Raw genomic sequence first — 15,538 nt, forward strand, 5'->3', positions numbered from 1 at the left:
AAGCCGCGCCTGCGCGATCTCCATATCGCTTACGTTAACGCCGTTAAGGATTTCGCTGGCAGCTATGAGGCGGGCCGGGAGGCGAGCCTTGTTATCTCGCATCTGACGGGACTGAGCCGGGTTCAGCAAAGCGTCAGCGGTGGCGATGTGTTTGAGGGCGATCCCGCGCAATTGGACGCGATTATTGCCGCACGACGCAGCCGCCAGCCCTTGGCGCAGATCCTTGGCTTTGCGGCGTTTCGCGACCGCCTGTTCCGAGTCACGCCCGATGTGCTGTCTCCGCGTGCCGATACCGAACGGCTCCTCGATGCCGCTTTGGCGGCCTCTCCTCGCCGCTTCTTGGATTTGGGCACCGGGCCTGGCACCGTGGCGCTGACGTTATTGGCGGAACTGCCGGAGGCGGAAGCGGTGGCCAGCGACATATCGGCGGCGGCGTTGGCGGTGGCGGCTGAGAATGCCGAGAGCCTTGGCGTCGCCGACCGCGTCACTTTGGTGCAAAGCGATTGGCTGACCGCGATCGAGGGCAGCTTCGACCTGATTGTGTCCAACCCGCCCTATGTAGACGCGGAAACCTACGCCACGTTGCAGCCCGAGATCACCCAGTGGGAGCCGGAGATCGCCCTGACCCCCGGCGGTGACGGGTTGGATGCCTACCGCATCATTGCCGCCCAAGCGCCCGCCCACCTGCGCCCCGGCGGCGCGTTGATGGTTGAAATCGGCTATGATCAGGGGGCGGCTGTGGCGGCTCTTTTCGCGGGCGCGGACCTGTCCGATATCAAGGTGTTAACGGACCTTAACGGAAAATCCCGCGTTGTGCGGGGCTTTCGGCGGTAAACAGCGCGATTTCGTGCGGAAAACACTGTTATTCGCTAATTTGTGCTAGACTCAACGCGGCGCACATGTGTAATCACTTTCAAGCGCGAACCGAGGCTTTCCAAGCCCGCCGCGCTTTTCTCGCCAGATCGCGCAGTGCCAGGACCCGGCACAACCACGCGCAGACTGAGACTTCCCGGGCCCCGCCAAAGTTGCGATGTGGCCGCCAACCAGGACCACTGGATTAGTACACACATGAGATCTTCGAAGAACCGCTCGCGGTCCAAAGGTAACCGCAACCGCAATGGCTCGGTTGGGAATATTGTTAATCGGGTATTCGACTCGTCGGGCCCCGAAGGCAAAGTGCGCGGCACGCCGCAGCAGATTGTCGATAAGTATAACCAGCTGACCCGTGACGCGCAGTTGTCCAACGACCGCGTGGCCGCTGAGAGCTTTCAGCAGCATGCGGAGCATTACACCCGCATGTTGGCCCAAGCGCAGCGCGAGCAAGATGCCAAGCAGGCCCAACATCAGGCCAACCAGCAAAATAACCAAGGTGGCGGCGGCAACCAGCAGGGCGGCAACGACCAGCAGGGCGGCAATCCGGGTAACAACAATCAAGGCGACCATAAGGGCGGCAACCGCCGCAACCGTGGTGGCGGCCAGGATCACCAGCAGCAGGGCGGCCAACAGGCGGACCAAAAGCAGCACGATCAGGGCAAGACCGATCAGCCCGTCGTGGAAGCTCAACAGGGCTCTTTTGACGCCGTCATCGATCCAGCCAACGGTGATAGCGGTCTGGTAGAAACGCCTGAAAGCGCGCCGAAGCCCAAGCGGCCCCGGACCCGGCGGCGCAAGGCGGATACGCCTAAGGACGCCCCAAGCGATGCGCCTGCGGCGGAAGCACCCGCGCCGGAAGCCCCAGCGGGCAACGACGGCGGAGACGGTAAGCCTCCGCAAGAAGCAGCGGAATAAGCGATACGAAAAAGGGGCCTTCGCGGGCCCCTTTTTTAATTGGGAGAAACGCACCGGTGCGCGGGCGTCCGTTTAGCCGCGTGGGGTAATCACGTCTTCCATCGCTCGGGCCAGGGCGCAGAACCCTTCCAGCGGCACTTGCTCGGCCCGGTCCGTGGGCTTCAGCCCGGCGGCCAGCAGGCGATCTTCGATATCCGGGGCAAGGCCCTTCAGGGCCGCCCGCAGCATCTTGCGCCGTTGCCCGAAGGCGGTGGCGACAACGCGCGATAGCACGCGGGCGTCAGCTTCGAAGCGGGGGGCGGGGAGGGCGGTGAAATGAACCACAGCGGAATGCACCTTGGGCGGCGGGGAAAAGGCCTCAGGCGGGAGGCTCATCACGATCCGAGGGTCCGAGCGCCATTGAGACAGGATCGCCAATCGCCCGTAGGTTTTGGAGCCGGGTTTGGCGACGATCCGTTCCGCCACTTCGCGCTGAAACATCAGCGTCAGGCTTTCCCAAGGGGGGGGCCAAGAGGCGGGGGTCAGCCAGCGCACCAGCAATTCGGTGCCCACGTTATAGGGCAGGTTGGCCACGATCTTGCGCGGCGCTTGCAGCTCTGTCTCCCAATCCAGCTCCAGCGCGTCGGCGTTCAGAACCTTCAACTTGCCGGGATAGGCGGCCTCGATCTCGGCCAGAACGGGCAGGCAGCGGGGGTCTTTTTCCACGGCCACGACCCGGCGGGCCCCTTCCGCCAGAAGCCCCCGCGTCAGACCGCCGGGGCCGGGGCCGACCTCTAGAATATCCGCGCCGGAAAGGTCGCCGGCCAGACGGGCAATCTTGGCGGTCAGGTTCAGGTCCAGCAGGAAGTTCTGCCCCAGTGCCTTGCGGGCAGACAACTCATGGGTGGCGATGACCTCTCGCAGAGGGGGTAGATCGTCGATGCCGCTCATGGCGCGTCCTTTCTGATGGAGCGCGCCCTCAGATTGTGCGGCGCCAAAGGCGCTGTGCAATTTGCCACGTCGCTTGCGGGGCGCAGGGGCCCATTGGGGCCCGAGCACGCCCGAAGGCAAGGGGCGAAACACCGGGTCATTGGGGCGCGGCCCGTGCAAGAGCCCGCGCTTCGGCCATATCACGGGCCATGTTCAGCGCGGCAATTAACGAGGTCGCATCAGCCACACCTTTTCCGGCGATATCAAAGGCGGTGCCATGATCGGGAGAGGTGCGAATGAACGGCAACCCGAGGGTCACGTTCACGCCGCCGGCAAAGTCGATGGTCTTGATCGGGATCAGCGCCTGGTCGTGGTACATCGCCACCGCCGCGTCATAGCGGGCGCGGGCGCTGGCGTGGAACATCGTGTCGGCGGAAGCGGGCCCGGTGATCGTCATCCCTTCCGCGCGCAATGCGTCCAGTACGGGGGCGATCATGTCGATTTCCTCATGGCCCATCGCGCCCCCTTCGCCCGCATGGGGGTTCAGGCCCGCCACAGCGATCCTTGGGGCGCTTATGCCGAAATCTTGGCGCAGGGCAGTTTCGGTGATGCGGATCGTGTCGCGCAACAGGTCAGGGCTGAGGGCTGCGGGGACCGCATCAATGGCAATGTGGATCGTCACCGGCACCACGCGCAACTCACGGCAGGCGAGCATCATTACGACACGGTCCACACCCGCCAAGTGGGCGAGGTATTCGGTATGGCCGGGGAAGGCGAAACCCGCGCCGTCTTTAAGGGCCTTCTTGTGGATCGGCCCGGTTGTCAGCGCCGAGGCCTCGCCGCGCATTACCAGATCCACGCCCCGTGCGATCACATCAATGACCCCTTGGGCATTGGCCGGGTCCGGTTGGCCCGGAACGGCGGGGGCGGCGAAGGGATGAGGCAAAACCGGCAAGCCGCTGCGGCTGGCCATAAGCGCCTCGGCCGGGGACGTGATTTCAACTACCGCCGCGCCATGGCCCGCCAAATGCGCCGGGTCACCGATCACGAAAAACGGCAGATCCGCGCCCAAGGCCGCCCAAGCACGGGCAGCTATTTCCGGACCAACGCCCGCAGGCTCGCCCACGGACAGGGCGATAGGGGCCGTCTGCTGGAGGGTCATTTAGTTGACGTAGTTGATGCGGGCTTCGCCACGCAGCTGTTCCAGATAATTCGCCGACAAGCGTTGCATTTGCTGACCGAAAAGCTGCTCTCGGATGCCATCGACGCCCGCTTCCGGCTCGGCTGAAACGCGGTCACACAACATCACGGCCAGAAGCACGGTGCCGTTGTTGCGGGTGACAGCGGTGGTCATCTCGTGGTTGTCCAAAGTGCGCAGGGCAAGGGCGATATCGTCGGGGACTTGGCTTGGCGGCACGTTGTGGCGTTCAAAGGCATGGGGGATCACGCCGTTGAAGTCGTTGCAAACATCGACGGCGCTGTTCAGGCGCGCGGCTTCGGCCAGCGCCTCGGCAGAGCGGCCGCCGGGGATCGCAACGGTGACATAGTCAATCGCGGTGATCGGCAGACGCGGAGAGGTAACCTCGCGCTGGCCACGGAATTGGAACAGAGCATAGGCCTGGCCTCCGCCCAAGGGCACGGGCTGGCTGACCTGACCGTAGCCCATGTTCATGAACATTTCTCGCAGGCCTTCGGGCAGTTGGTTCAGGGGGCGCCATCCGGTGACGCCTCCGGCCTCACGGGTGGGCGCGGCAGAGAAGCGGCGGGCGGCTTCCGAGAATTGTTCAACGTCGCCGTTGATCTGGCTGCCAAGGCGGCCCAGTTCAGACTGCAAATTCGATTGGTTTTCCGGGGTGACAGGAATAATGATCTCGGCCAGCGCGATCTCGATACCGCCGCCCAGAACGGTTCCCAGTTCCAACGCCCGTTCTACATCTTCGTCGGTGATTTCTACCAGCGGCGCGAAGCGGGCGCGCACGACATTGCGCCATGTGATGCCGTTGGCCACAAAGTCACGCACGGTTTCGGGGGCAACGCCCGCCTGACCCATCTGGCGCAGGAATTGCTCGGGCCCAAGGTTGGCACGGGCGGCAAATTCGCCCAAGCCCGCCTCAATCGCATCGGGAGAGGCTTCGGCCCCAACGGCCAACCCTGCGTTCACTTGCAAACGCTCGTTCACCAGCGCCTCGATCGCCTGTTGGCGCAGGTCGCCTTGCGCATTCAGCGCCTGAAGGAACAACATCCGTTGGGAAATCTCGTAGTTCGTGACGACGCTATCATCGACTTCAATCGCGACAGAGAAGGGGTTTTGCGCCGCAGCGGGGGCGGCAATCGCTACCCCAAGGCACAGCACCAACAATGCCGCCACTTGCTGTGTCATCTGCCGCAAACGAAGTGCTGCCAAGACCATGCCGTTCATAAGTGAACCCCTGTTCATTCTTCTCTGCCCACGCTGTTGCGGGGCGTCATTCAATCCCGGACCCAATTCGAGCCCTAGCCGCGGCAACTACGCGCCACCGAGCGGCCTTCGCGCCCGGCCCCAAACCCGGCCAACGATACCGTCAGGCCAAAGGTTGTGGCCGGTTCAACGGCGCTGGTAGTCGTATATCGGCGCGCGACCGAAAACTCCATATCCAGACATTCATTCGTATAGCCCAAAGTCACGGCTGCGCGGGTGGCTTCATTGCCAAAGAAGTCATAGCGGAAATCCAGCCCCGCGTCCCAGCCGCTATTCAGCATATACTCGCCGTCGAAGGCCAGTTCTGCCAGAGGATCATCGCGCTGTTCGCCGCTGTCGGCCTCCAGGAACGTATAAGTCGAAACGATCTCGTGGCGGTCCCCGCTCCAGTACAAGGCAAACTCGCTGGAGGTGAAGTCGAAGGACGTGTCGAAAAGGGACCGGTTGATGAAGCTGAACGTGTCATTGAAGCTGACATGGGCGGCCAGCAAGTAGTCGGATTGCATCCCATCCAGCCCCGAGCCGTCGGTGAACTGTCCTTCATCCTCGGACCGCAGGACGACACCGCCGCCCAGACCAAGGGTCAGCCCGCCCGGCGCGACGCGGCTATAGGTCAGGCCAAGGTTGGCCCGCGCCCCGATTTCGCGCCGGTCAGAGCCGGGCAGCCGGTCGAGGGAGAACAGGTTCGCCTCGTCAAACTCCACAATGAAGCTGTCTTCATTGGGCGGGGCGTTTCCATAGGAATCGGACCACACAACCTGCGCAATCGGCTCGATCACATGGCTAACGCCAGTTTCGCTGATCGCTTGAAACGGATAGCGCAATTCCACGGCGGCATAGGGGGTCAGACGCTGCACTGTCGTGTCAAAGGCACTGTCTTGCAGGGTGTTGTAAACGCCCCCATGCAAAGCGCCCTGAAACGTGGTCAACAGCCCGCCAAAGGTTTCCGAGCGTTGCCAGTCCAATGCGCCGGTGACGCGGAACACATCACGCCCGTCATCGCCATCGACACTGGAGTAGCGATAGAACCCGGTGCCTTCCAATTCTGCGGTCAAGGTGCCGCCGATCACGGGCGGCTCGATCCGGCGGGTGATTTCGGCATGGGCGACACGGGTCGGCAGGGTCTCGTTATCGACGCCTTCGCGCAAAGACTCGTATAGGGTGGCCGAGGCCTCGATATACTCATCGCGTTGCACCCGGCTGACGCGAGCGTAGCTTTCCAACAGGTCGGGAGAGTTGAAACCATAAGTTGTCAGGTAGCCCCGATCGCTGACGGCCTGCACTTGTACATCCAGGGTGTAGTCGCGGGGAAGCTCGAAACTTGCGTCGCCGAACAGATAGGCGCGGGTGTCGTTGTCTGTCAGATCGTCCCAAGACACGGCACCGTCAATTTCCAACTCGCCGTTGCGGTAGGCTTGCCGGTAGCGCAGTTCCACTGTCTGGGTGCCAAGGCCGATCCAAGGTGTAATCGTGATGTCGGCATGGTCGCCCAATTCGATGAAATAGGGCACCCGAATCTGCGTACCCGTCAGATCATCGGCACTGATGGAGGGGGCAAGGAAACCTGTCGCGCGTTCCAGCGTGGGGTCGGGTAGGCGCATGCGGGGCAGAAAGAACACCGGTATGCCCAAAACGCGGAACTGCGCGTTGTCGAAATAAAGCTGCTGTTCCTCGGCATCATGGATGATGCGGCGGGCGCGGATTTCCCACAGCGGGGTGGGGTTGTCGAAACAGACCTCACACGACGAGGCGACGGCTTGATAAAGCTGCGTGTAGCGGCCCTCTGAATGGGTGATCTCGGTGGCGGCGACCTGCAACTGGCGGTCCAGAACCAGCCGCGCCGATTGCAGCACACCGTTTTGCAAATCCGCAGACAATTCGGCGAAGTCGGCGACGAAGACAGTGCCGCCGTCGGCGTCTACCAGCGTCAGCGGGCCTTGCACGCGCAAATTGTCGGCGGTGCCGTCATAGGTAATGGATTCGGCGCGTAGCCGCGTGCCTTCGTAGAACACCTCTACCGCGCCGCGTGCCGTGACAGTGCTGGACCCGTTAAAACGGATGTTGTCAGCAATCAGCGTGGCAGGCGCAGACGATTCCTGCGCCGCCCCCGGAGACGAGAGGCAGGCGACAGCGGCCAAAACGACCGCAGCGATATGTCCGACGCGGCGGGTCACCCATCCTCCGTATGCAATAAAAAGCCGAGCGCCAAGAGGATTGCAGCAATCGGCGGTGTCCAAGCGACAAGAGGGGCGGCCACTTGCCCGGTTTCCCCAAGAACTTCTGCGAAGCGGCGAATGAACACAACGCCAAAGCCAAACAGGATGGATAGCAGCACCATCACGCCGGTTTTGCCAAAGCGGGTATGGCGCATCGTGAAGCCCGCGCCGATCAACACCATCGCGGCCAGCAAGAGCGGCGAGGACAGCTGCATCTGGAACCATGTGCGGTGTTGCAACGCTGCAAAGCCCGCCTCGTTGAGTTGGCGAATGAAGCCCGGAAGCTCGAATATCGGTACAGTTTCCGGGTCACCGAAGCTATCGCGGATTTGCTCGGCCGTAAGGGTCGAGGGCAGGATCAGCGTGTCGAAATAAGCGGCATCGGCCTCGGCGTTGGCAGATCCGGCAAGGGGCCAGCGCTTTACGTCCGTTAGGGTCCATGCCTCCCGTTCCAGCAAGGCTTCGCGGGCGTCCAGTCGTTCCAGCAAAAGGCCATCGACATCGAAGGTGAAGAACGAGGCGTCGAACAGATGCGTCCCGTCCGAATTTGTGGCCGAAGCGCGGATCACTGTCTGCTCGCTTTCGACGCCCTGGCGCAGCCACAACCCCTCACCGGTCACCGAGACCGAGCGGCTTTCCAGCCCCGACAGACGCGCCAGCGTCAGATCGTATTGGCGGGCGGTGGTGGCAACCAACGGATTTAGGATCAGCAAGGACAATGCCCCGATCAGCAGGGCAACCACGACCGGCGCGCTCGCCGACTTTAGGGCAGAGCGTCCAGCCGCCCGGACAACCACCAGTTCCGACGTGCGCGCGAGACCAAGGAACAGCACCAACGTGGCCAGCATCACGAACAAGGGCATCAGGCCGGTCAGACTGCGGGGCAGGTTCAGCAACGCCAATTGCAGCACGGCGGAAAAACCCTGATCGGCGCCAATGCGGCGCAACTGGTCGGCCATATCGATGGGCAGCAAAATGGCCACGAACACCGCTAACACGATCCCAAAGGCAACCAGGAAACGCCGCGCGATATAAAGGTGAAGGATCATGCCGGGATGCTCCACCACCGGGTGGACCTGCGCATTGCCAAGATCACCATGGCCGCCGCGATACTGGCCGCCAGCGCCGGTTGTGCATAGGCCATGGGCCAAGCGTCCGCATCGGCGCGCACGATGGATTCGCCGGCATTGCGCACCATCTGCATCGGCAAAACCAGCGCCACCGCGATCAGGATTTGCTTCCACACCCCAAAGCGCGAGAAACTGCCAAGCATCAGCGACGCGGCCCCGATCAGCGGCACGAAGATCACGAAAAGGGATTGGGCCAGCCTGTCATGCCCCTCAAACAGCATATGGGCTAAGGGAATATCGAGAAGGGTGGCCAAACGCTCATCCGCCGTAAGCAGAAATGCTGTCGGAAGCTCCCGCACATTCACCCGCCGCAGGGCTCCGTCGTTCATCAGGCTGGCAACGGAATAGGTGAAATCGTTGAAGGAAATCGTCGCCAAGCGCCCGGTTTCCAAGTCCAGCGTCTGGGCGACCCCATCAAACATCACCAACCTTGGCCCACTGTCCGAGCGCACCAAAAGCGCGTCGGTGGCGGTATACGTCACCTCAACCCCGGGGGTGGAGGTATCTTGCAGGAACAGGTCGCGAAACTCGCCCAACTCGCTGATTTCGCGAATGTAGACAGTTAGACCAGCGGCAGGGTGAATGAACTCTCCGGCGCGCAGGAAGCGGCCCGTCAGATCGTCGCGCACCTCGGCTTGGCGCTGCAAGAACTGCGCCCGTGCAGTGGGGGCCAGAAAATTGCTGAGCAGGGCCACCAAAATGGCCATCAGGCAGCCAAACACAAAGACCGGGCGCAACAGGCGCAGCGCCGACAGACCAGCGGTCTGCAACACGACCAGCTCGGAATCGCTAATAAGGCGGTTGAAGATGTAAAGCGTTGCCACGAAGGCTGACACGGGCAGGATCAATTGCACGATCCACGGCAGGGTCAGGGCCGAGAACTCGAGAAACACGCTGATGTTCTGGCCGTCTGCAATCAGGGTGTCGAACAGCCGTGCGGCTTGATTGACCCAATAGACCGACACCAGCACAAGGCTGAAGAACCCGAACAGCATCACAAGCTGTCTTAGGATATATCGGTCGAATTGACCCAAGCCGGGTACCCCCATATGCGGTGTCCGGGTGGCAGCCCGACCGCGTCATCTATGTTTTAGAGCAGTTTTTCCGGCTTGCGTAGGGGCGATCTGGCCATCGGCGGCACAGCGCCCTAATGTCTGGCGCGAATGTCACGCTTTTCGCCCATTAGGAGCCCTTGATGACCGACCTCATCTCCATTGATTTTGCTGAAACTGACCTTGATGCCTTGGCCGATGCGCCCGGCAAGCTGGCGATTCTTGTTACGCCCGAAGGCAAGTTGGACCCTGCCGGGCGCCGGGTAAACCGCCTGACGAAACAGGCCGTAGCACGTTTGGTGGAATCGGATCGTTGGGAAAAAGTGAAGGCAGGTGAAGGCTTTACCATGGGTTTCCCGGCTGGCTTGGTCGCAGAATCCCTTCTGGTTGTTAAGCTTGACCGCCGCCCAACCGTAGCCGAGGCCCGCAAAGCGGGGGCATCGTTGGCGAAGTTTAAAGGTAATGACGCATTGGTGCTTTGTGCGGGCGCGTTCAATCGCACGGCGGAGATCGCCCTTGGACTGGCGCTACGCTCTTACGGATTTGACGACCACTTCACCAAAGAAAAGCCTGAGGTTGCGGGCGCAATGATCTACTGCGCCAAGCCCGATGAGGTGAAGCCCGAGGCCGCAACCGCTATGGCCGTTGCAGAGGGCGTGTTCTTCACCCGTGATCTGATCAATGAGCCCGCCAACGTCCTGACAACGCAGGAATTTGCCGACCGTTTGGCCGCGATGAAGGACATCGGCCTGGAAGTGGAGGTGCTGGATGAGGCGGAACTGGCCGAGTTGGGAATGCGCACGCTCCTGTCGGTCGGCGAAGGCTCGGAAAGCCCGTCAAAGGTCGTGGTGATGAAATGGAACGGCGGCGGCGATGAGAAGCCGCTGGCGCTGATCGGGAAGGGCGTTGTGTTCGATACCGGCGGGATCAGCCTGAAGCCTGCGGGCGGTATGGAAGACATGACCATGGACATGGGCGGCGCGGGCGTTGTTTCCGGCGTCATGCGAACGCTGGCCCTGCGCGGGGCGAAAGCCAACGTCGTGGGCGTTGTCGGCTTGGTCGAGAACATGCCCGATGGCCGCGCCACGCGCCCCGGCGATGTGATCCGCTCGATGAAGGGGGACACGGTTGAGGTTATCAACACCGACGCCGAGGGGCGTTTGGTTCTGTGCGATATCATGTGGTACGCCCAAGAACGGTTTGAGCCGGTGGGGATGATTGATCTGGCGACGCTTACAGGCGCGATCATCATCGGGCTGGGACATGAGAATGCAGGCGTCTTCTCTAACTCTGACGCGCTGTCGGGCGCTTTCCTCAAGGCCGCAGGGGCCGAGAATGAGGGCGCATGGCGGATGCCTTTGGGCGATGCCTACGACAAGATGTTGAAGTCGCGCGTTGCAGATATGGCGAACGTGGGCGGGCGGGCCGCAGGCTCGATCACCGCGGCGCAGTTCTTGCAGCGGTTTGTGAAGGATGAAACGCCGTGGATTCACCTCGACATCGCGGGCGTGGCCAGCGTGAAATCCGAGACAGCCTTGGCCCCGAAGGGCGCGACGGGCTGGGGCGTGATGGCGCTCGATCGCTTGGTGCGCGATGGCTATGAGAGCTAATTCATCACATGAAGAATGGCGCGTAAGTCATGGGTGAGGCGTATTTCTATCACCTCACCCAGTCGCCGTCCGATGTGGCGCTTCGGGTGCTTCTGGGGAAGTCGCTACAAGCCGGATGGCGGGTGGCGGTCCGAGGGCGCTCGGACGCGATGTTGGACCGGTTGGACGAAGCGCTTTGGATGCAACCGCCCGACAGCTTCTTGCCCCACGGCCGCGCTGGTGGCCCGCACGATGCGGCGCAGCCGGTGCTGCTGACCACGGGGGACGCGGGCAATGATCCGAGCTGTTTGGTATCGGTTGAAGGGGCAGCCGTGGCGCCCGAGGAAGTCACGCAGATGGACCGCGTGATGGTTCTGTTTGATGGCCATGATGAGGGCGCGTTGCAGACCGCCAGAGAGCAATGGAAAGCCCTGACCGCCGCGGGATGCGCGGCGAAATATTGGTCCGAGGCATCGGGGCGATGGGAAATGAAAGCCGAAAGTAAGCGGGATTAACGCTCAAGAATAAGGGTGCCATTGGCAATTTCCAGCCGCGAGAATCGATTGAGGTAGGCCATGCCCAGAAGGCTGCCCGACATTTCGCCCCCATTGACTACGGCCCGCACGTTTTCATCGACGATCCCGCTAAGCGAGAGGGTGGCGATGCGCGTGGGTGCCGTATTCACCCGTCCATTGGCGGTATTGGCGCGGCCGGAAAAAATCAGGTTGTCGATGGGAACCCCGGCGCGGGCCGCGTCTTGCTCGCTAAGCACGATGGAGGTGGCGCCGGTGTCGACCACAAAGCGCGTGGGCACGCCGTTGACCTCGAGCACCAAGTAGAAATGCCCATCCGAGGCGCGCGGCACGGAAATCGCGCCGGTCTGCATCACCGATTGGCGCGGCGCGATAGAGCTGGAAATATCGCTCCAAAGGCCAACCGCGACGAGGGCCCCCAAGAAGATGAAGCCCCAAACCGCGAGGTATTTCATCATCTGCCCCATCTTATCCCGCTGCCCCCATAGAAAATAACCGCCCACCGCACACAGAAGTGCGATCAGGTAGATAAGGCGAGGGATGTCTTGGCTGTCCATGGGCGCTCCGATCTAGAGAGATATAGGGCCGGATCAGAAAACTTGCAGATCGCGGAAGCCATCAATGACGAATTGCACGGAAAGCGCGGCCAGAAGCATCCCCAAGAGCCGTGTCACCACGTTGATCCCCGTGGGCCCCAAAAGGCGTTCCAGCGGGGCCGCCAGAAGGAAGAGGATGAAGACAAAGACGATTACCAGAGCCATCACCGCATGGATCGCGATAAGATTGGCGGTGGTGTCGTTCTGGCCGGTCAGCAGGATCATCGTAGCGATGGATCCGGGGCCGGCGATCAGCGGGATGGCGAGGGGGAAGACAGAGGGGTCATCGCCCTCAGGCTCGGCATCGGCGGTGCCTTGGCGGCGCTGGGTGCGACGCTCGAACAACATGTCGAGGGCGGTGAGGAACAAAAGGATACCACCGGCCATGCGAAAAGCAGCCATGGAGATGCCGAGGAAGCCAAGCACGGCTTCGCCCGCAAGGCCAAAGAGGGTCAAGAGACCCGCCGCCACGAGGCAAGAGCGGATCGCGATGGACCGGCGCTGGCGCTCGGTCATGCCTTGGGTCAGGGCCACAAACAGCGGCGCGAGGCCTATGGGGTCGATGATGACGAAGAGCGTCACGAAGGCGGGGATGTAGAAGCTGAGATCCATGGGGGTACTTTAAGCAAATTGTGCAGCGAAGCTGCATGGTTTTTATAAGGGAGAGGGGCGCTGCCCCTGCACGGCTTTCCCAAAGGAAAAGCCGCTTACCCCGGAGGTGTATTTGCCAAGATGAAGGGGGCGCTTACGATTTGGCCGCATCAAGTTTGGCTTGGGCTTTTTCCCAGAGGTCCTCGGCGCGGCCCAGACCTTCCATGACCTCGGCGTATTTCTTTTGCCAAGTGGTGAGTTCGCCCACACGGGCATCCTCGTAGAGCGCAGGGTCGGCCAGCTTCTTGGCCAGTTTTTCGCGCATCTCTTCGATTTTCTCGACGCGGGCTTCGGCCTTTTTGACCTCGGCGCGGAGGTCTTTGATTTGATCGTGGGTGAGTTGCTTGGGCTTGGCGGGCTTGGCCGGTTTCGGGGCCTTGGGCTCAGTCCCCAGAAGGGACTGGCGATAGGTTTCCAGATCATGGGCATAGGGGGCGACGTGGCCGTCTTTGACCAGCCAGAGGCGGTCGGCCACGAGGCTGAGCAGGTGCATATCGTGAGAGACGAGCACGACGGCACCGGTGTAGGCGGTCAGTGCCTCGACCAGAGCTTCACGGGATTCGATGTCGAGGTGGTTAGTCGGCTCATCAAGGATCAGAAGGTGAGGGGCCTCAAGCGTGGCAAGAAGGAGTGAGAGGCGGGCCTTTTGGCCGCCGGAGAGTTTGGCCACCAGCGTTTCGGCCTGATCGGCGCCGAGGCCGAAGCCGGCAAGACGGGCGCGGAGTTTCGGGGGCGCGTCGGCGGGGCGTTCACGGCGCAAGTGGTCGAGCGGTGTCTCGTCAAGGTGGAGTTCGTCCACCTGATGCTGAGCAAAATAGCCGATGCGCAGTTTTGACGAGGAGGTGACCCGGCCCTCCATCGTCTGCAACTTGCCCGCGAGCAGTTTGGAGAGGGTGGATTTACCCTGACCGTTGCGGCCCAGAAGGGCGATGCGGTCGTCTTGATCCAGACGCAGGTTCAGGCGTTTGAGCACTGCCCGGTCGCCGTAGCCCACGGCGGCGTTGTCCATGGCGACGATGGGGGGACTGAGTTCCTCGGGCTCGGGGAAGGTGAAAACGGTGCGCGCGGCATCTTCGGGGGCGCGGATCGTCTCCATCTTTTCCAGCATTTTCACGCGGGATTGGGCCTGTTTTGCTTTGGAGGCTTTGGCTTTGAAACGGTCCACGAAGGATTGAAGGTGGGCCCGCTGAAGGTCTTGCTTCTTGGCGGCGGCCGCTTGCACCGCGCGACGTTCGGCCCGGGTCTTGGCGAAGGTATCGTAGCCGCCCGTGTAATAGGTCAGCGTTTTGTCGGAGAGGTGCAGGATATGGCCCACGGCCCGGTTCAGAAGGCCACGATCGTGAGAGATAATCAGCACGGTGTGGGGGTATTTGGCCAGATAGGCCTCTAGCCAAAGGGCGCCTTCAAGGTCCAGATAGTTGGTCGGTTCATCGAGCAACAGCACATCGGGTTGAGAGAATAAAACCCCCGCCAGCGCCACACGCATCCGCCAGCCGCCGGAATAGGCGGAGCAGGGGCGTTGCTGGTCTTCGTGGCTGAAGCCTAGGCCGCGCAGGATGGTGGCGGCACGGGCCTCGGCGCCCCAAGCATCAATATCGGCAAGGCGGGCTTGCACCTCGGCGATGCGGGTGGGGTCTTGGCTGGTGTCGGCCAGAAGCTCGGCGCGCTCGGTATCGGCCTCGAGCACCGTGTCGATCAGGGAGGTGTCAGAGGAGGGAACTTCCTGCGCCACGCCGCCGATCTTGGTGCCGGTGGGCAGGGTGATGTCGCCCGTATCAAGGCCCAACTCGCCCCGGATAATGCGAAACAGCGTGGTTTTACCCGTGCCATTCCGGCCCACGATACCGACCTTATGGCCCGCAGGAATGGTGACAGAGGCGCCCTCGAGCAGAGTGCGGCCGGCGACGGAATAACCGATATCAGACATGCGTAACATGGGGCGCGGCCTAGCAGAGGTCTGGGGCCGCCGCTAGGGCCTGTCTTGCGTAACGGGAAGATCGCGGGGGCAGGGGCGTAAACCGTGCCGCACCAACAAGCCTTTCCAAACCCGCGCGCCCATGGTAGCTGCGCCGCGAAATCTTAACCCAAGTCAAACCGGAGCAGCCCCATGGCCATCCAGCGTACATTCTCGATCATCAAACCCGACGCCACCAAGCGCAACTTGACCGGCAAAATCGCCGCCAAGTTCGAAGAAGCTGGCCTGCGCATCGTCGCAACCAAGCGCATCCAGCTGACGCTGGCCCAAGCGCAGCAGTTCTACGGTGTGCATTCTGAGCGTCCTTTCTTCGGCGAGCTTTGCGAATTCATGATCTCTGAGCCGATCGTTGTTCAGGTTCTGGAAGGCGAAGATGCCATCGCGAAAAACCGCGAAGTCATGGGCGCCACGAACCCCGCCGACGCGGCAGAAGGCACGATCCGTAAGGAATTCGCCCTGTCCATCGGTGAGAACTCGGTCCACGGCTCTGACGCGCCTGAGACTGCTGCTGAAGAGATCGCTTTCTTCTTCTCCGGTCTTGAACTGGTTGGCTAAGGCCAGCGGCTAAGGCCAAAGTCCTAATGCTGTTAATAGAAAGGGCCGCACGGTGATCGTGCGGCCCTTTTCTGTGGAGGTAGCGA

At 62.0% G+C, this 15,538-nt stretch carries 14 protein-coding genes; 5 read left to right on the plus strand and 9 right to left on the minus strand.

What is annotated here, in order from left to right; all coding sequences use genetic code 11:
• Positions 1-9: 9 nt before the first annotated feature.
• The gene (gene prmC, locus K3728_07855; protein UWQ97484.1) at positions 10-834 is read left to right on the plus strand and encodes a peptide chain release factor N(5)-glutamine methyltransferase; all 825 of its coding nucleotides are present in this window, start codon (positions 10-12) and stop codon (positions 832-834) included.
• A 234-nt stretch (positions 835-1,068) separates the two neighbouring features.
• The gene (locus K3728_07860; GenBank protein UWQ97121.1) at positions 1,069-1,788 is read left to right on the plus strand and encodes a DUF4167 domain-containing protein; all 720 of its coding nucleotides are present in this window, start codon (positions 1,069-1,071) and stop codon (positions 1,786-1,788) included.
• A gap of 72 nt (positions 1,789-1,860) precedes the next feature.
• On the opposite strand, the gene rsmA is transcribed toward K3728_07860, so the two are convergent.
• The 6 genes from rsmA to lptF all read right to left on the minus strand — a co-directional run bounded on the left by rsmA (position 1,861) and on the right by lptF (position 9,535).
• Positions 1,861-2,718, minus strand: a complete 858-nt coding sequence (rsmA, locus tag K3728_07865; protein UWQ97122.1) for a 16S rRNA (adenine(1518)-N(6)/adenine(1519)-N(6))-dimethyltransferase RsmA — start codon at positions 2,716-2,718, stop codon at positions 1,861-1,863.
• Positions 2,719-2,854: 136 nt separating this feature from the next.
• Positions 2,855-3,859 (minus strand): 4-hydroxythreonine-4-phosphate dehydrogenase PdxA, encoded by a 1,005-nt coding sequence (pdxA, locus tag K3728_07870; GenBank protein ID UWQ97123.1) that lies wholly within the window; start codon positions 3,857-3,859, stop codon positions 2,855-2,857.
• Positions 3,860-5,134: a peptidylprolyl isomerase gene (locus K3728_07875; protein UWQ97124.1), complete on the minus strand. Its 1,275-nt coding sequence runs from the start codon at positions 5,132-5,134 to the stop codon at positions 3,860-3,862.
• Positions 5,135-5,190: 56 nt separating this feature from the next.
• Positions 5,191-7,329 carry an LPS assembly protein LptD gene (gene lptD, locus K3728_07880; protein UWQ97125.1) on the minus strand — a complete coding sequence of 713 codons (2,139 nt, stop codon included), beginning with the start codon at positions 7,327-7,329 and terminating at the stop codon, positions 5,191-5,193.
• On the minus strand, positions 7,326-8,420 hold the full coding sequence (lptG, locus tag K3728_07885; protein UWQ97126.1) for an LPS export ABC transporter permease LptG: 1,095 nt from the start codon (positions 8,418-8,420) through the stop codon (positions 7,326-7,328). The genes lptD and lptG overlap by 4 nt, the downstream gene beginning before the upstream one ends.
• Positions 8,417-9,535, minus strand: a complete 1,119-nt coding sequence (lptF, locus tag K3728_07890) for an LPS export ABC transporter permease LptF (protein UWQ97485.1) — start codon at positions 9,533-9,535, stop codon at positions 8,417-8,419. The genes lptG and lptF overlap by 4 nt, the downstream gene beginning before the upstream one ends.
• Before the next feature lie 161 nt (positions 9,536-9,696).
• Between lptF and K3728_07895 the strand changes: the two genes are divergently transcribed.
• Positions 9,697-11,163, plus strand: coding sequence for a leucyl aminopeptidase (locus tag K3728_07895; GenBank protein ID UWQ97127.1), 1,467 nt, complete (start codon positions 9,697-9,699; stop codon positions 11,161-11,163).
• Between the two features lie 29 nt (positions 11,164-11,192).
• Positions 11,193-11,657: a DNA polymerase III subunit chi gene (locus tag K3728_07900; protein UWQ97128.1), complete on the plus strand. Its 465-nt coding sequence runs from the start codon at positions 11,193-11,195 to the stop codon at positions 11,655-11,657.
• Here K3728_07900 and K3728_07905 read toward each other — a convergent pair.
• From K3728_07905 to K3728_07915, 3 genes are all read right to left on the minus strand, one after another.
• Positions 11,654-12,232 (minus strand): TIGR02281 family clan AA aspartic protease, encoded by a 579-nt coding sequence (locus K3728_07905; protein ID UWQ97129.1) that lies wholly within the window; start codon positions 12,230-12,232, stop codon positions 11,654-11,656. The genes K3728_07900 and K3728_07905 overlap by 4 nt on opposite strands.
• A 33-nt stretch (positions 12,233-12,265) precedes the next feature.
• On the minus strand, positions 12,266-12,883 hold the full coding sequence (locus K3728_07910; GenBank protein ID UWQ97130.1) for a MarC family protein: 618 nt from the start codon (positions 12,881-12,883) through the stop codon (positions 12,266-12,268).
• A gap of 133 nt (positions 12,884-13,016) precedes the next feature.
• A complete protein-coding gene (locus K3728_07915) occupies positions 13,017-14,858 on the minus strand; it encodes an ATP-binding cassette domain-containing protein (protein ID UWQ97131.1) in 1,842 nt (613 codons plus the stop codon).
• A gap of 171 nt (positions 14,859-15,029) precedes the next feature.
• Between K3728_07915 and ndk the strand changes: the two genes are divergently transcribed.
• Positions 15,030-15,452 carry a nucleoside-diphosphate kinase gene (gene ndk / locus K3728_07920; GenBank protein UWQ97132.1) on the plus strand — a complete coding sequence of 141 codons (423 nt, stop codon included), beginning with the start codon at positions 15,030-15,032 and terminating at the stop codon, positions 15,450-15,452.
• Positions 15,453-15,538: the final 86 nt, after the last annotated feature.

Source organism: Rhodobacteraceae bacterium M385 (assembly GCA_025141835.1).
GTDB lineage: Bacteria > Pseudomonadota > Alphaproteobacteria > Rhodobacterales > Rhodobacteraceae > Gymnodinialimonas.

Bases quoted from the DNA above. Each gene is read 5' to 3' on its own strand.
- K3728_07875 (UWQ97124.1), bottom strand. From the start codon at position 5,134: ATGAACAGGGGTTCACTTATGAACGGCATGGTCTTGGCAGCACTTCGT.
- K3728_07905 (UWQ97129.1), bottom strand. From the start codon at position 12,232: ATGGACAGCCAAGACATCCCTCGCCTTATCTACCTGATCGCACTTCTG.
- pdxA (UWQ97123.1), bottom strand. From the start codon at position 3,859: ATGACCCTCCAGCAGACGGCCCCTATCGCCCTGTCCGTGGGCGAGCCT.
- K3728_07915 (UWQ97131.1), bottom strand. From the start codon at position 14,858: ATGTTACGCATGTCTGATATCGGTTATTCCGTCGCCGGCCGCACTCTG.
- K3728_07895 (UWQ97127.1), top strand. From the start codon at position 9,697: ATGACCGACCTCATCTCCATTGATTTTGCTGAAACTGACCTTGATGCC.
- K3728_07860 (UWQ97121.1), top strand. From the start codon at position 1,069: ATGAGATCTTCGAAGAACCGCTCGCGGTCCAAAGGTAACCGCAACCGC.
- K3728_07900 (UWQ97128.1), top strand. From the start codon at position 11,193: ATGGGTGAGGCGTATTTCTATCACCTCACCCAGTCGCCGTCCGATGTG.
- K3728_07910 (UWQ97130.1), bottom strand. From the start codon at position 12,883: ATGGATCTCAGCTTCTACATCCCCGCCTTCGTGACGCTCTTCGTCATC.
- rsmA (UWQ97122.1), bottom strand. From the start codon at position 2,718: ATGAGCGGCATCGACGATCTACCCCCTCTGCGAGAGGTCATCGCCACC.
- lptG (UWQ97126.1), bottom strand. From the start codon at position 8,420: ATGATCCTTCACCTTTATATCGCGCGGCGTTTCCTGGTTGCCTTTGGG.
- ndk (UWQ97132.1), top strand. From the start codon at position 15,030: ATGGCCATCCAGCGTACATTCTCGATCATCAAACCCGACGCCACCAAG.